Here is a 15,701-nt window from a genome sequence, read left to right as displayed (position 1 = left end):
TACTAACTATGAAAAGAACTTATCTCCTCCAACAGAAGCACATATGTATAATCAGAGTTTTAATATATATTTCCTTATTAATCAATGAGCTATATAGAGACAATGTTTCTGATTTTGTCAACACAGGTTATGGTCTCGTAAAAAGTATGGTTGACCTGTAAGCATTTGGGTATTTTAAAACTAAGATTGTCCTATATACATCACGTTCACACATGCATTTTCATACATGAAAGGAGAGCGTTATGCAAAAAGGAAGCTTTCAATTAGTTCTGCAGACAGGAAGTTTGGTCGTCGGCTTCATGGTGTGGGTCATTCTCTCCTCACTGATGCCCTATATCCAGTCCGATATTGCCCTTAAGCCAGGAGAGGTGGCGTTAGTCACGGCCATACCTGTCATATTGGGGTCTTTGCTAAGAGTCCCAATTGGATACTGGACCAACCGATATGGTGCCAGGCCTATTTTTACCATAAGCTTCATTGTCTTAATTCTGCCTGTGTTTGTGATCAGTTCAGCAGGTACGAAGATGACCCTCATCCTCGGAGGCCTTTTACTGGGAATAGGCGGAGCAGTTTTCTCTGTCGGTGTTACTTCCTTGCCCAAATACTATCCAAAAGAAAGGCACGGTTTTGTAAATGGCATTTATGGAGCCGGCAACATCGGTACAGCTTTAACCGCTTTTTTGGCGCCGGTACTGGCAAACAGCTTTGGCTGGCGGCTAACGGTACAGTTTTTTTTAATCCTTTTAGCCCTTATTGCTGTATTAAATTTCCTGCTTGGTGACCGTAAAGAAAAGAAAGTCCAGGTGTCTCTCGGGGAGCAGATAAATGGTGTTTACCGCAATCCCAAGTTATGGCTGTTAAGTTTGTTTTATTTCATCACGTTCGGATCCTTTGTAGCCTTTACCATTTATTTGCCCAATTTCCTTGTAAATCACTTTGGACTGGATAAAGTTGATGCAGGACTTCGGACGGCCGGCTTTATTGCAATCGCTACCTTTTCGCGCCCTGTCGGCGGATGGCTTGGGGATAGATTCAATTCCTTTGTCATTTTGATGCTTGTATTCTCCGGGCTGACATTCGGCGGCTTTCTCCTATCCTTTACGCCATCACTCCCCATCTATACTGTCGGCTGTCTCGGCGTAGCGATTTGTGCGGGGATTGGGAATGGAACAATTTTCAAACTCGTACCCATGTATTTTTCCAGGCAGGCAGGGATTGTCAATGGGATTGTCGCTGCTATGGGGGGACTTGGCGGATTTTTCCCGCCGATTATCTTAACCGTCCTGTTCGATTGGACCGGACATTACGCCATCGGTTTTATGGCACTTTCCGAATTTGCCCTCGCAAGCTTAATTCTTGTCGTTTGGCTTTACTACCAGGATAAACTCAGCTTATCGAAACAGGTCCTTGAAAGCACAGAGTCCGGCATGATGATTACCGATTTAAAAGGAATTATTAAAAAAGTAAATCCTGCCTTTACAAAGGTTACTGGATATACACAGGAAGAAGCGGTCGGGAAAACACCTGCAATCCTGCAGTCAGGAAAACATACAAAAGATTTTTATAAGCTAATGTGGGAGGAAATTGAGACGAAAGGATATTGGCAGGGTGAAATCTGGAACAAAAAGAAAAACGGCGAGATCTTTCCAGAGTGGCTAACCATCAGTACCATCAAAAATGATGCAGACGAACCAAAGCTGCATGTGGCCATGTTCAGCGATATCTCCAAAAAATAAAAAACAGCTTCCTCCATGGGAGCTGTTTTCAACTTTATAGGCCGGAAGCAGTTCCTTCATCGCTTTCACGCAACTTGTGCAAATGGCCTTTATGGTTCATTCCGAATAACACTCTTTCCTCTGCATGATTGTGTATATCCACCAGCATGAGAATGGTTTTAAAGCGGTCAACCACTTCTTCCGTTACCCCATCGCGCGGAATTCTTTCTTTAAGGTCAGAAACAAGCATTCTTAAGAGATCATGATCTCTGATCAGCTTAATGACTTCCTCCTTCAGCTCCGGTTTTTCCTTCATAACTTCTTGGTAAAACCCTTCCTCTTCGGAATCCGCATGGGCAATGGTTCGGGTCTCCCAATGCTCCACCAGAGCCTCGGCAGCAATTCCGCACTCCTTCTCTCTGCCTTCACGATTCAGTTTAACGAGCACTTCAGTGAGATCGCGGCCTTCCGTATAATACCCATCATGAATGGATTGGTGTGAATAATGGTTTTTTAACGCTGGACCAGCCAACAATAATTCCTCCTTGTAAAGGAAAAAAGAAAGGCTGTATCACGATGAAGCCTTTCTGCTCCTTATTTCTTTTAGCGCTTTGTTACATTCTGATTTTTAGCAGGCGACATTTTCCGATACACAAGATATCTCCTTTTCAGATAAGCCAAAGGCAGGCTCCACACATGAACCAGCCTTGTAAATGGCCAGATGGCAAATAGGACAAATGCCAGCAATACATGTGCCTGGAAGCCAATCGGCGCTCCGATCATATAGGCGGGATCCGGGTTAAAGGTTAAAAGCCCTCTAAACCACGGCCCAATGGTCACCCTGTAATCGAAATCCCCTCCGGATGCCGTATATCCGACTGTGTTGGTAAAACCGACGATGACCACGATGCCAAGAATGATGAGTGATAGCCAGTCTTTGAATTGACTGTTCATTTTAATCCGTTTTACGGATGCACGTCTTGCAAATAGCAATGCACCGCCGATTACGCAAATGACTCCTGCCGCTCCGCCAAACCAGACGGCGCCAAAATGATACATATGCTCCGTTATCCCAACAGTATCGTAGAATACTTTAGGTATCAATACGCCCGCTACATGACCGAAGAACACGAAGATAATGCCCCAATGGAACAGAATGCTTCCCCATTTAAGCTTTTTCTTTTCCAGGAATTCACTTGATTTAGCCGACCAGCCAAACTGGTCGGTATTGTAACGATAAATATGACCGAGCACGAATATCGTCAGACAAATATAAGGGAAAATCACCCATAAAAACAGATCAAGACTGCTCATATGATTCTCCTTTCATCCGAGCTGCCAATTGCATTAGATGCACGAAGCTGCTTGATGCAGTCGGCACATGCCGCCAGCAGGAAGTGATAAGGACTGTTCAGGGCTCCAAGTTCCAAAGACAGACGCTCAATTGACCGAAAGTGCAGCTTCAGCAGCTTAGCTGATTTCTCAGGCTCCGTTATAGCCGCAAATTCCAAAATTAGCGGCAGATAGTCCGGAAGCTCATCGCTCTCGAGCTCTGCCCCCGCTTCCTTGAATTCCTGCCTCAATTTAACCAGCGCCGGCCCTCTCTCCCGATTATCTTTAAACACGGAATAAGTCAGGTACAAGGTGCTGCGTTCATTAAAATCAAAGGTCAGGACATAATTTTGGCACAGATCCGCATAAGCAGTACTGTCCAGATAGTCCAAAAATTTCTTCAGGCTGACGGCGATTTGCTTATCATTCAGGGAGTCCGCTTCACTATGCAGGTCAGGCAAATAGTCTTTCCATTCCCTGGAAGGGTACTGAAGCAGGACAGATGCTAAATTATAGACCGCTTGGCTTTGATTCATCCAAATCACTCCAATATTCTTCGCCATAATAGTAAAGCGGATCTCTTTCGGAACCGACACTGCAGGAATTACAGTCTGTGGCCAAGTCATCAAAGCCGACATTTCCGCGCATATTGTGCATATCACCGGTTCTTTCTTTATGGGAAGCAGGGATCACATATCGGTCGGAATACTTGGCAATGGCTGAAAGCTCATACATATCACGCACAATCTCTTCCGTCATTCCCGCCGCTTGCAGTACGCTTGTATCCGGCTCTTTTCCCAGGTTGACCTGGCGCATATAGGTCCGCATCGCAACAAGCTTTTTAAGCACAGATTTAATCACTTCTGTATCACCTGCTGTGAACAAGTTGGCTAAATATTCGATTGGGATTCTGAACTGATTAATCGTTGGGAAAATGATGTTTGGATCCAAATCATCAATTTGCCCTCCGAACGCATTCACAAATGGGCTAAGCGGCGGAACATACCAAACCATCGGCAGCGTGCGATATTCAGGATGAAGCGGAAGCGCAATCCGCTGTTCCACTGCCATTTTATAAACTGGCGATCTTTGCGCTGCCTCAATCCAATCATCCGGAATGCCTTCTTTTTTCGCTTCCTTAATTACTTCCGGATCATGGGGATCCAGGAACATATCGAGCTGTGCTTTATATAAATCTTTATCATCAGGAACGGATGCAGCTTCCTTCACTTTATCGGCATCATATAGAACAATCCCGATATATCGAAGCCTGCCGACACAGGTTTCCGAACATACAGTTGGCAGCCCCGCTTCAATTCTCGGATAACAAAAGGTGCATTTTTCTGCTTTATGGGTCTTCCAGTTAAAATAAACTTTTTTATAAGGGCATCCCGTCATACAGAACCGCCAGCTGCGGCATGCCTCCTGGTCCACAAGCACAATCCCGTCTTCCTCCCGTTTGTACATGGCTCCTGATGGGCAGGAAGACACGCAGGAAGGATTCATGCAGTGCTCACAAATTCTCGGAAGGTACATCATAAAAGCCTGTTCAAATTCAAATTTTATTTGATCATCCAAACCTGCCATGTTCGGATCCTTCTTTCCGGTTACATGCACACCTGCGAGGTCATCCTCCCAGTTCGGGCCCCATTGGATGTCCATATACTCACCTGTAAGCTGAGATTTTGGCCTTGCTACCGGCTGATGTTTTTTCTCAGGGCTCTGGATCAGATTTTCATAATCATATGTCCAGGGCTCATAATAATCATCAATATCGGCAAGGTCAGGGTTATAAAAGATATTGAGCAGTTTATTGACGCGGCCGCCTGCCTTCAGTTCCAGCTTCCCATTTTTCAGCGCCCATCCGCCTTTTCTCAGCTCCTGGTTTTCCCATTCCTTCGGATAGCCTATGCCCGGCTTGGTCTCCACATTGTTCCACCATTGGTATTCAACCCCCGGACGGTTCGTCCAGGTGTTTTTACACGTGACACTGCAGGTATGGCAGCCGATGCATTTATCAAGATTCATGACCATCCCGAACTGCGCTTTAATCTTCAAGCCAATCCACCTCATCCCTGTTCATTTTCCGGATAACCACTTTTTCATCCCTCTGGTTCCCAGTTGGTCCATAGTAATTAAATCCGTAGCTAAACTGAGCATAGCCGCCAATCATTTGAGTGGGCTTCACATGGATTCTTGTCGGGCTGTTAAAGGTGCCTCCGCGCTGTTTGGTGATTGGGGAACCAGGCACATTAATGTGGCGTTCCTGAACGTGATACATGAACACGATTCCCTTTGGCATTCTGTGGCTGACCACAGCTCTGGCCACGACAACACCGTTCCGGTTATACATCTCAATCCAGTCATTATCTTCAATGCCGACAGACGCAGCATCTTCATTATTGAGCCAGACATGCGGCCCGCCGCGGAAAAGGGTCAGCATTGGGAGCGTATCTGCATAGGTGCTGTGATACGACCACTTAAAATGCGGTGTTAAATAGCTAAGGGTGATTTCATTTCCCTTGCCTGCAGGCTCATGATCTCCTTTGTAGAAAGCAAGCTTATGGAGCGGTGCCTTAAAGTTCGGAAGCTCTTCGCCAAACTCGAGCATTAAATCATGATCCATGTAAATTTGCTGTCTGCCCGTCAGGGTCCTCCATGGCACCAGGCGCTCCACATTTGTGGTAAAAGGATTGTAACGCCGGTTTCCGGTTTCCGTTCCGCTGAATACCGGTGATGAAATAACCTTCCTTGGCTGAGCTGTAATTTCTGCAAAGGACACATGCTCTTCTGCCCTTTCCTCCGCCAAATCCTTCAGCTGCAATCCTGTTTTCTTTTCTAATGCACCCCAGGCTTTCATCGCAAGCGAACCATTGGTTGTGCTGGATAATGTCAGAATCGTCTCAGCTACATTCCGGTCTGTATACAAGCTTGGCAAATCCTTATAATCCATGGTTTGCGAAGCTGTGCCAATCATCGATTTCAGCTTTTCATATTCCTTGGCGGCATCCCAGCCGATTCCTTTTGAACCGATGGACTCTTTTACGTTCGAACCAAGTGCGATGAACTTGTCATACACCTTCGAAAGATCTCTTTCCACCAGATGAAGCCGCGGCATATTCACACCAGGCTTAGGCTCAGCGTCTCCATTTTTCCAGTCCGGTATTTTCCCGTATGCCTGGGAGATTTCGTCCCTGGAATCATGCAAGAGCGGTGTTGCCACAAGATCGGTAATCGGCTCTTTGAAATACTTTACTGCCATATCAGAAAAACGCTTCGCCAGATTTTTAAATGCGTCCCAGTCCGATTTGGCTTCCCATGGAGGAGTAATCGCCGGATTGAACGGATGGATAAAGGGATGCATATCCGTGCTCGATACATCATATTTTTCATACCAGGTCGCAGACGGCATGATAATGTCAGAGTATAAGCCGGTTCCGCACATTCTAAAGTCATAGTCGATCATCAGATCAAGCTTGCCCTCAGGCACCTCCTGGACCCAGCTGATTTCATTGGTCAGGTCTTCCTCATTCTGCTCGCTCAAGTTTCCATGATGTGTGCCCAGAAGATGCTTCAGGAAATATTCATGTCCCTTGGCAGAGCTTCCGATCAGGTTAGCCCGCCACACAAACAGGACCTTCGGAAAGTTTTTCGGATCCTCCGGGTTTTCGATGGCAAACTTCAGCGTTCCTTCCTTCAGCTGCCTGACGACCGATTGAATGATTTCATCTTTGTCTTTCAGACCGGTCTTTTCGGCAATTTTAATGGAATTTTCATTAAACTGCGGATAGGACGGCAGCCACCCGAGTCTTGCAGAAAGGACATTATAATCACCTGGATGCTTATAAGTCGGTTTGTCGACGAGGGGTGAAATTAATTCATCAGACATTTGATTGTCATAACGCCATTGCTCAGTTGCAAAATAGAAAAAGGAAGTCCCGTTCTGGAGCCTTGGCGGGCCGCCCCAGTCCCTCGCCATGGCAACGGTCTGCCAGCCTTCAAGCGGCCGGACTTTTTCCTGGCCCACGTAATGCGCCCATCCTCCTCCATTTACACCCTGGCAGCCTGTGAGGAGAACCATATTCAAAATGGCACGGTAAATCATATCCGAATGGTACCAATGGTTAATTCCCGATCCCATGATAATCATGGACCTTCCCTTTGAATCGATGGCATTTTGAGCGAACTCTCTTGCAATTTGTGCACAATCCTTCCTGTTCACCCCTGTGATGCCTTCTTGCCATGAAGGTGTATAAGGCTTCGGATCATCGTAATCCTTCGGGTAATCTCCAGGCAAATCCCGATTCACGCCGCAATTGGCCAGAAGCATATCAAAAACGGTTGTCACCACATAGGTTTCCCCGTCCTTTTTAAACTTTTTAACAGGAATCCCACGCTTTAACACTTCTTTTTTCTCCGTCCCGAAGAACGGAAAGCCGGCCATTACGACTTCATCTTCCATTCCATTAAGGGTAAGAACCGGGTCTATGCCATCCAATTCATTATCACTGTCTTTTAAATGAAGATTCCAGCTCTGGTTAGTTTCCCAGCGATGTCCTATGCTTCCATTAGGAACGGCAAACTCTTTTGTGTTCTTATCGAGCACAACGGTTTTCCATTCCCCGTTCTCTGTTTTTCTGCCAATATCTGATGCTCTTAAAAACTTATCTCCCTGATAAAAGTCACCATTTTTCTTCAACACAAGAAGATAAGGCAGATCTGTATATTGCTTAACATAGTTATTAAAATAGTCCACCTGCCGGTCAACATAGAACTCTTTCAAAATAACATGTGTCATCGCCATGGCGATGGCACCGTCCATACCGGCCTGTACAGGCAGCCATTTATCGGCAAACTTAACGAATTCAGCATAGTCAGGGCTTACAGCCACTACTTTAGTTCCTCGATAGCGGGCTTCCACCATGAAGTGCGAATCCGGAGTCCGTGTCTGCGGCAGATTGGAGCCCCAAACCATTAAATAGCTGGAATTATACCAATCTGAGCTCTCCGGCACATCTGTCTGTTCCCCCCAGATCTGCGGAGAAGCAGGAGGCAAATCTGCATACCAATCATAAAAACTTAAGAGAGATGCCCCAATCAGATTTAAAAATCTCGCACCGCCCGCATAGCTGACCATTGACATGGCTGGAATCGGTGAAAAGCCAAAAATCCGATCAGGTCCAAACTCTTCGATTGTATGAATCAGTGAGGCCGAAATCAGCGTATTCAATTCGTCCCAGCTTGAGCGCACAAAACCGCCTTTTCCCCTCGCTGATTTATATCTTGCAGACTTATCAGGATCATTTACAATGCTTTTCCAGGCTTCAATCGGATTTTTATGCTCTTTATATGCCTCTCTCCATAGCTCAATCAATGCGCTGCGTACATATGGATAACGAATCCGAATGGGACTGTATGTATACCATGAAAACGTTGCACCTCTTGGACATCCCCTCGGTTCATACTCCGGCATATCAGGCCCTGTGGTGGGATAGTCTGTCTGCTGGGTCTCCCATGTGATAATTCCGTCCTTGACATGAACCTTCCAGCTGCAGGACCCCGTGCAGTTTACACCATGGGTTGTTCTCACTACCTTATCGTGCTGCCATCGTCTCCTGTAAATTTTCTCAGTTTCTCTATCATAAGGTGAAACGGTGGCATGATCTGTAATGTCCTCCGATTTTCCAAAGTAACGCAATTTCCTCAAAAACGGCGGTATCTTTTTAGTCAATTTTAATCATTCCTTCCTTTCAGAACGTTACTATTGTTTACAAAATAAGGGGAAGTTATCCTGATTGGTGTAATTATGGAAAATAGTAGACTCTGCTTGGCGAATACCCTGTTAAACATAGTTTAAACACTGTTTTTTCAATTATTTGAATAGTTTACAAATAAAAAAAGAGAGCTGACCCGCTAAATGACTTGGTCAACTCTCTCTTTCAATTAAGCTCCTAATCCCGTCAAGGCCCTCATCTGCTTTCTTGCCCTGAAAATCCTTGTTTTCACAGTTGAAGGCTTTAAATTTAGAACGTTGGCAATTTCCTGTTCTTTTAATCCTCCATCAACCTTGAGCAAAAGCACTTCCTGGTAGTTCAATGCAAGCTGTCTGATGGCTGACTTGATTTCCTTAAGCGCAAAACCTGATTCCACTTCTTGTTCGACATCTTGCTTTGTAATGATGCAGAAGCTTTCAAGAGTGTCCTGCTCCATCGGCATTGCAGCCTTGCGCTTTTCCCGCCGAATAATATCCAGTGCGGTTCTTCTGGCAATGACAGACAGCCATGCCCCTGCTTTTTCTTCATCTATAATTGTTTCCGCCTTCTTCATAGCTTTAATAAACGTTTCCTGAACGATATCTTCTGCAAGATATGCGTCTCTTGTCATCGAAAAGCATATATGATAAAGCCGTTTATAATGGCAGGAATACAGCTCTGCAATATCCATAATTCCCCTCTTCCCTTACTCCTCTAATTTCAGTGAAATGCTCACCTTGAACAAATCACCATCTGTATCTATTTCGAGATTCCCTTCATGAAGGTCAATGATCGACTTGGCAATGGCGAGCCCAAGGCCTGAACCATCAGTATGCCTTGATTTATCTCCCCGCTTAAATCGCTCATACAATTCTTCACTCTGGTCGTCCAGCTCGTATTTTGAAACATTTTTAAATGTAATGACTGCCTGGCCTTTGACTTTCGCAAGGGCAATATATACCCGTGAATGTTCCAATGAATATTTAAGGATATTGCCTATTAAATTATCAAACACGCGCCAGAGCTTTTGGCCATCCACATTCGCGATTGCCGGATGATCAGGCTTGGTGACGCGGAACTGCAGATTTGATTCCCTAATGGCATTATCATGCTCTGCAAGCGCCTGCTGCAGCAGCTGGACCAGGTCCACTCTTTCCTTCCTAAGCTCAATATTGCCGGTTGCCATCTTTGAGACCTCGAATAAATCATCAATCAAAACTTTTAACCGTTTTGACTTCCGGTCAATGATTTCAAGGTAGGCAGAGCGATCGACTTCTGAGACCTCGCCTGTTTTCAACAGCTCCGTGTACGTAATAATGGAAGTTAAAGGTGTCCTTAAATCATGACTGACATTTGTAATCAGTTCCGTTTTCAGCCTTTCGCTTTTTGCCTGCTCGCTAAGGGACGTTTTTACGCCCTGCTTCAATACATTCATGTTTCCTGCAAGTGAAGCAAGGACCCCTTTTCCTTTAACAGGCAAGTCCTGTCCCATGTGACCCGAAGCCAATTCATCGGCAGTCTCAACAATACGGTTGAAATAGCCAACGCGTCTGATTAATGCCATAACTATAGGAATACCTGCAAAAGCTAAGGCCATTATATAAAACAGGATAAACAGCGGGTGGAAGAACATGATAACGGAACCCATTCCCATTCCGAAGATAATTACAAGTACAACAAACAGCTGCGTTCCTGTGCTCCGGTTTAAAAAGGCTTCCTGGAGGCTTGTTTTCAAACCCCTTGCCGCCCTAAACATCAGACTTTTTTTCAAGACTGATTTTGCGTTTTCCAAGTCCTTAAATTCACCTGCAATATATTTAAGCTGAACAATTGTCAGGCCGCAAAGAACTGATGCTCCAAGGAGAACAATAATCAATTCAATTACACGCGATAGGATGTTGTAGCTGTCTATAAGAAAATCGTTTACCAGAAAAAGTGCTAAAATGCTGCCCATTGCTGATAACCCTAAGAAGGTGATTCGTAAATCAATTGGCATCTTATTGTATAAAGGCTCCCACCTTTTGATTTCAGCTGACAGTGCTTTTGACTTTCTGCCAGCAATCAATGCAGCGATAACCGCTAAAACAGCTGATCCCCCATAAATTAATAATACAATCTGCTTTTGCTTGAAATGATTATTCTGGTCAATGAACATATTTGAATCAGGAAGATTTTTAGCCAGGCCTATTTGTCCCCTAAAGTAGCCTGATTGCGATTCAACCAGTGCCTGATCAAATTCCTCATATCCCCCCATAATAAAATGAAGGAAATAATTTTTATCCATCCTGTAATCGGTATGATATAGCATTTCCTTTTCCATGACTTCATCCGGAGACTCATTCTTGGCTAAAGTTAAATTGGTGTACACTTCACCAGTCGAAGTGTCCTTGAAATAATAGGTAAATGAATCCTTATAAAAATCGTACTGATCCCTTAACTGCTCTTTTTCTTTATAAAACTGTTCAAGTTTTTCTTCTTTTTCTTTCACTACTTTGGGACGGACGTGTTCATCACTTTCAAAATTCCTGGTAATGTCTTCGATTCTTTTGTTCATCTGATCAGTCAGAGCCTTGGCAAATTCATTATTTTCTATATCCTTTGCCTCTTGAATCCTGGGCTCATATTGGCTTCTAATATTATCAATTTGTTCAGGAAGTGTTCCATACCGATAGCGGTGTTCATTAATTTCCTCTTCCGTCACCTCTATCGCTTCTTTAGCTTTTTCGATGGTCACGTTATTCAGTTCATACAATTCCAGATAGCCGGCATATTGATCCATTTCACTTCTGAACTCTGCTGTGTGAAAGTAATCCGGGTTTGCATATTCCCTGCCATTAATCAGAACGGACAAGACGCCGCTTGCTCCGAAAGCAAATAAAACCATTATCATCACAATAATGAACCTATTTTTCCATCTTGTATCCAATTCCCCATACCACCTTTAAATATCTCGGATTTTTCGGATCGATTTCAATCTTTTCACGGATTTTCCGAATATGTACCGCCACCGTATTTTCCGCGTTATAGCATGGTTCATTCCATACCCGTTCATAAATTTCATCTATGGAGAAAACGCGTCCGGCATTTGTCATCAAAAGCTCCACAATTTTATACTCGATTGGAGTTAGTTTCACCGGCTCTCCATTAACAGTCACTGCTTTTGCTTCCTTATCCAGCATGAGACCGTTCAGATCAATGACCTTTTTAACTCCTTCAAACGTTCCGAATGTCACATATCTTCTCAGCTGCGATTTCACGCGGGCAACCAGTTCCATCGGATTAAAGGGCTTGGTCACATAATCATCAGCCCCAACCTGCAGCCCGAGGATTTTATCGGTATCCTCTGTCTTGGCACTCAGGATGATAATCGGAATGTTTTTCTTTTCGCGAATTTTGTATGTAGCCGAAATGCCATCCAGCCTAGGCATCATGACATCTAAAATGATCAGATGCACTTGCTGCTCATTCAAAATCTCCAGAGCTTCGATTCCATCTTTCGCTTTCAATACAGTAATGCCTTCATTTTTAAGATAAATTTCAATGGCGTCCCTGATCTCTTTTTCATCATCTACGACAAGTACATTATAGTTATCCATAATCCCCCTGCTTTCAAGGTGCTCGTTTTCATATTTTTATACTAAACGTAAAATCTTAACATTAATGTAATAGAAATCTTAAGAATTTCTTAAGATTGGAATTGTGTTTTCTAAATTTTGCCCGTTGATTTCCGCTCCAATCAACTCAGAGGTCAAATGTAGTTAGCTGCCTTTACGAGGATTGCATTAATCTTATCTCTTCTATTTTATATAGGGTGGAAATGGAAATATAGACTTGTAATTGCAAGACACAAAAAAGCACCATCCGCCAGCTGAATTTGCTGATGGATGGTGCATAAAGAATAAAATCCAGTTTTTAATAGGAGCGGACAGGCGAAACCAGCTGAATATAAGACTCGCTGCTGACAGGCTTGATTATGACCGGTCTCATTGAGCCGCTGAAGCTTAAAAGAACATGCTCTTCATGTATGGCTTTTAGGGCATCCATTAAAAAGTTCCCATCAAGTGAAATGGATAGTTCCCTCTCCCCAGTCAATTCTATTAGAGGCTGGGTTTCTTCAATTTTTCCGATCGCAGAAGAAACAGAGGATATTTTCAATGCGTCTTCTTTTATCTCCAAAAGGACATTATTGTTTTTCCACTCATGCGCAAAAAGGCAGGCGCGGTCAATTCCCTTTAATAGTTTCTTTGCATCCAATTGTATAACTGTTTTCGCTTCATTAGGGATGAGTCCGGTTACATCCGGATACTTGCCTTCAATAAGCCGTGAACAGAGCATGATTGATTTTGTTTTGAAAGCTAAATAGCTCTCTGATGATAATATTTGTATTTCACTTTCTTCCTGATGAGCTAACAGCTTTAAAAGCTCCTTAAGGCTGGAGCCCGGAACTATGAAAGAGCCGTTAGTTGCAGAAAGGATCTTTGTCTCCAGAAATGCTAATCGAAGTGAGTCAGTTGCGGCACATGAAAAGCTGTTTCCATTAAAATTCATATGCACACCTGTAAGAGCCGGCCTTGTATCATTTTTTGAAACAGCAAACACGGTTTGCTTTATCATTTCTACTAACTCTGCAGAAGAAAATGCAATTCCTTGGGAATCTTCAAATTCAGGAAGTGCTGGATACTCTTCAGCAGGAAACCCATTTAAGGAAATGAGGATTTCATCTGACAATACTGTCAGGCTATTCTTTTCAGCCACTTTAATATGTATGTCACCCGGCAGCTTTTTAATGAGCTCTGTCAGGTATCTGGATGTTACTACAACACTTCCAGTCTCTTCAATTTCAAGTCCGGCTCCTTCATCAGATGCAGGAATGACCTTTTCAATCACAATATCAGAGCTGCTTCCAGTGAGTGTTAAATGATCCTCACATGCAGTCAGCTTTATCCCGGTCAAAATTGGAAAAGGAGTCTTAGCTGAAACTGCACTGCTTACTTCTACAATTGCTTTATTAAAATATTCATTCTTAATTTTAAACTCCATTCATACCCCGCCTATTTTATTCGATAGGGTATTCTTTCGACAAAATTCCTGAAAATCCCTTTCACTTTGTCAGTTTAACTTTATTTGAAACAGTTCGAGGGGATAAAGCTTATCAGCTTTTACGGCATCATGAATTTGCCTGATGATTTTGGCATCACGGAGTTCCTCGTCCTTAAAGCTTTTAAAGTTTGATAGATTCACCCACTTGCAATCGGCTATTTCTTCTTCCTGAAGCCTCAAAAAGCCCCCTGTTATTTGACCAATAAAATGAAATAAGATGACCTGATGGTCCGTACTGCTGATAAAGTTATAGATTCCAGTTGTATGAGTCAGCTTAACATCCAGGCCTGTTTCTTCTTTAACTTCCCTGCAGGCAGCCTCAATGATATCTTCCCCTTTTTCAACGGCCGGACGGGAAATTCCATTTATTCTTTACTGTGGCTTTCTTCTCTTTTATCATCAGCACTTTGCCTTCTTGTATGACTGATGTGCTGACAACAAGCACGATTTCGTTCTGTGTCACTCGGCATCTCCTCTTTCATTTTAATTCACCCAGTGGTGTGGCCTCTGCAATCCCTTTGGCAGCTTCGTATACATATCCCCTTTTGCTGAATTAACCTGAGCCTGTGTTAGAAAAATACTTCCCATTAAGTTGGCTCCGCTTAAATTTGCGTCCCTGAAGTCCGCACCAATAAGATCGGTATATCTTAAGTCAGCTTTTCGCATGTCAGCAGCAATAAACAAGGAACCCCTTAAGTTCGCTCCGCATAACACCTCACCTTTTAATTTGGCTCCGATAAAATCTCTCCGCCCGCTGTATTTTTCCGCCGATTTTTTTGATGCATTCCAGAGTTCTTCCTGACAATCTCACTGGCTTTTAGAAGCAGCTTATTAACTTCATGCCTATGAGCCTGAACATCAATTGCCAAAATCAAATCCGGTTCCATATTAGTTAAATCCTCTGTTTTGTCCAAAATCCCTCTCACTTCACCATGAATAGGGCTCGCGGCTTCCAAATATAGAATTTCTGTTAAGTAGAATAGCATTTCATGAAGCTGATGCATAACGGGAAACACATCAAACATCTCTTTCTCAAGCCCGGGATGGCTGCGCCAGTCTCTATTCTTAAACGTGTCTTGAGATACTTTCTGGCCTGCTCCGAAGCATTCAAATGTGGTGCAGCCTCTGAAACCTTTTTTCCTGAGGTCGGCATGTATCTTACAGCGAAAATCAGCCTGCAGATTTGAACATGGCCTACCTGCTTCCTTGTCCATAGCAAAGTCCGCAGATTTTGCATAGGGGAGGGCCACACAGCAAAGTCCAAAACAATTTTCACAATCTGATCTTAACTTACTCATTTCTTTGTGCAAAACAATGCACTTCCTTTCATTAAAAGTACAGAAAGATTTCATCAATATTTCATTTGATACTGTTCTTGACTTCACTGCAGGGAATGTTTATTCTTTCTTCAAATGGAAATTATTCTTACTATCACATTTAAGGAGTGACAACATGTCCAGGAATAAATATAAAGAAAAGGCAATGAGTGCGGTAAACAAACTAAAATCAAACCTTAAAGGGAAGCTATATGAAATGGCAGATATACCATCCGTTTCTGTTAAGCAGCTGTCAGAATTCATCCAGCAGCATCCCGATACACAGATAACAAAGAAAGAACTCCTTGGCAACACATACACTTTCTATCGTCTAAATGCTAATGATGACTTTCTGTATATGGAAACCATCAATGACCGCATTCTTCAATTGGATGGTTCCTCCCATGGAAAAAGATTTGTCTCTTATCGTTCCTACCGGGATGCCCATAATTTGAATGCTCCAATGAGGTTAACATAACGGCCTC

The 15,701-nt window shown here is 43.5% G+C and carries 13 protein-coding genes and 1 pseudogene; 2 read left to right on the top strand and 12 right to left on the bottom strand.

Translation table 11 applies throughout. The features are described from left to right. Nucleotides 1–242 precede the first annotated feature (242 nt). Nucleotides 243–1,736: a nitrate/nitrite transporter gene (locus NYE23_RS05240; protein ID WP_341075985.1), complete on the top strand. Its 1,494-nt coding sequence runs from the start codon at nucleotides 243–245 to the stop codon at nucleotides 1,734–1,736. 34 nt (nucleotides 1,737–1,770) lie between these two features. Here the strand turns inward: NYE23_RS05240 and NYE23_RS05235 are convergent, their stop codons facing one another. The 12 genes and pseudogenes from NYE23_RS05235 to NYE23_RS05180 all read right to left on the bottom strand — a co-directional run bounded on the left by NYE23_RS05235 (nucleotide 1,771) and on the right by NYE23_RS05180 (nucleotide 15,198). Further along, nucleotides 1,771–2,247: a hemerythrin domain-containing protein gene (locus NYE23_RS05235; protein WP_341075984.1), complete on the bottom strand. Its 477-nt coding sequence runs from the start codon at nucleotides 2,245–2,247 to the stop codon at nucleotides 1,771–1,773. A gap of 71 nt (nucleotides 2,248–2,318) precedes the next feature. After that, a complete protein-coding gene (gene narI / locus NYE23_RS05230; RefSeq protein ID WP_341075983.1) occupies nucleotides 2,319–3,029 on the bottom strand; it encodes a respiratory nitrate reductase subunit gamma in 711 nt (236 codons plus the stop codon). Continuing rightward, entirely contained in the window at nucleotides 3,026–3,583 is a 558-nt protein-coding gene (narJ, locus tag NYE23_RS05225; protein WP_341075982.1) for a nitrate reductase molybdenum cofactor assembly chaperone, read from the bottom strand. Before narJ ends, narI begins: the two co-directional genes overlap by 4 nt. Beyond that, nucleotides 3,558–5,105, bottom strand: a complete 1,548-nt coding sequence (gene narH, locus NYE23_RS05220; protein WP_341075980.1) for a nitrate reductase subunit beta — start codon at nucleotides 5,103–5,105, stop codon at nucleotides 3,558–3,560. Before narH ends, narJ begins: the two co-directional genes overlap by 26 nt. Beyond that, nucleotides 5,095–8,778 carry a nitrate reductase subunit alpha gene (locus NYE23_RS05215; protein WP_341075978.1) on the bottom strand — a complete coding sequence of 1,228 codons (3,684 nt, stop codon included), beginning with the start codon at nucleotides 8,776–8,778 and terminating at the stop codon, nucleotides 5,095–5,097. Before NYE23_RS05215 ends, narH begins: the two co-directional genes overlap by 11 nt. A gap of 212 nt (nucleotides 8,779–8,990) precedes the next feature. After that, complete coding sequence (locus tag NYE23_RS05210) at nucleotides 8,991–9,491, bottom strand: RNA polymerase sigma factor (protein ID WP_341075976.1); 501 nt, start codon at nucleotides 9,489–9,491, stop codon at nucleotides 8,991–8,993. 15 nt (nucleotides 9,492–9,506) lie between these two features. Then, nucleotides 9,507–11,726, bottom strand: a complete 2,220-nt coding sequence (locus NYE23_RS05205) for a sensor histidine kinase (RefSeq protein WP_341075975.1) — start codon at nucleotides 11,724–11,726, stop codon at nucleotides 9,507–9,509. Next, nucleotides 11,704–12,396, bottom strand: a complete 693-nt coding sequence (locus NYE23_RS05200) for a response regulator transcription factor (RefSeq protein WP_095246185.1) — start codon at nucleotides 12,394–12,396, stop codon at nucleotides 11,704–11,706. Before NYE23_RS05200 ends, NYE23_RS05205 begins: the two co-directional genes overlap by 23 nt. Before the next feature lie 316 nt (nucleotides 12,397–12,712). Next, nucleotides 12,713–13,840 (bottom strand): DNA polymerase III subunit beta, encoded by a 1,128-nt coding sequence (dnaN, locus tag NYE23_RS05195; RefSeq protein ID WP_341075973.1) that lies wholly within the window; start codon nucleotides 13,838–13,840, stop codon nucleotides 12,713–12,715. 69 nt (nucleotides 13,841–13,909) lie between these two features. After that, entirely contained in the window at nucleotides 13,910–14,185 is a 276-nt protein-coding gene (locus NYE23_RS05190; protein WP_341080603.1) for a hypothetical protein, read from the bottom strand. A 55-nt stretch (nucleotides 14,186–14,240) separates the two neighbouring features. Next, nucleotides 14,241–14,363, bottom strand: a complete 123-nt coding sequence (locus NYE23_RS05185; protein WP_341075971.1) for a DNA mismatch repair protein MutT — start codon at nucleotides 14,361–14,363, stop codon at nucleotides 14,241–14,243. A 20-nt stretch (nucleotides 14,364–14,383) separates the two neighbouring features. Further along, nucleotides 14,384–15,198: pseudogene (locus NYE23_RS05180) on the bottom strand (pentapeptide repeat-containing protein). A 154-nt stretch (nucleotides 15,199–15,352) separates the two neighbouring features. Between NYE23_RS05180 and NYE23_RS05175 the strand changes: the two are divergent. Continuing rightward, nucleotides 15,353–15,694 carry a hypothetical protein gene (locus NYE23_RS05175; RefSeq protein WP_341075970.1) on the top strand — a complete coding sequence of 114 codons (342 nt, stop codon included), beginning with the start codon at nucleotides 15,353–15,355 and terminating at the stop codon, nucleotides 15,692–15,694. Nucleotides 15,695–15,701: the final 7 nt, after the last annotated feature.

This window comes from Cytobacillus sp. FSL H8-0458 (assembly GCF_038002165.1).
Taxonomy (GTDB): Bacteria; Bacillota; Bacilli; order Bacillales; family Cytobacillaceae; genus Cytobacillus.
The sequence above is the reverse complement of the archived record's forward strand: the minus strand, read 5'-3'. Positions and strand labels throughout refer to the sequence as shown.

Coding starts and splice junctions, on each gene's coding strand:
- NYE23_RS05200 (WP_095246185.1), bottom strand. CDS start 12,396: ATGGATAACTATAATGTACTTGTCGTAGATGATGAAAAAGAGATCAGG.
- narI (WP_341075983.1), bottom strand. CDS start 3,029: ATGAGCAGTCTTGATCTGTTTTTATGGGTGATTTTCCCTTATATTTGT.
- dnaN (WP_341075973.1), bottom strand. CDS start 13,840: ATGGAGTTTAAAATTAAGAATGAATATTTTAATAAAGCAATTGTAGAA.
- narJ (WP_341075982.1), bottom strand. CDS start 3,583: ATGAATCAAAGCCAAGCGGTCTATAATTTAGCATCTGTCCTGCTTCAG.
- NYE23_RS05240 (WP_341075985.1), top strand. CDS start 243: ATGCAAAAAGGAAGCTTTCAATTAGTTCTGCAGACAGGAAGTTTGGTC.
- NYE23_RS05175 (WP_341075970.1), top strand. CDS start 15,353: ATGTCCAGGAATAAATATAAAGAAAAGGCAATGAGTGCGGTAAACAAA.
- NYE23_RS05210 (WP_341075976.1), bottom strand. CDS start 9,491: ATGGATATTGCAGAGCTGTATTCCTGCCATTATAAACGGCTTTATCAT.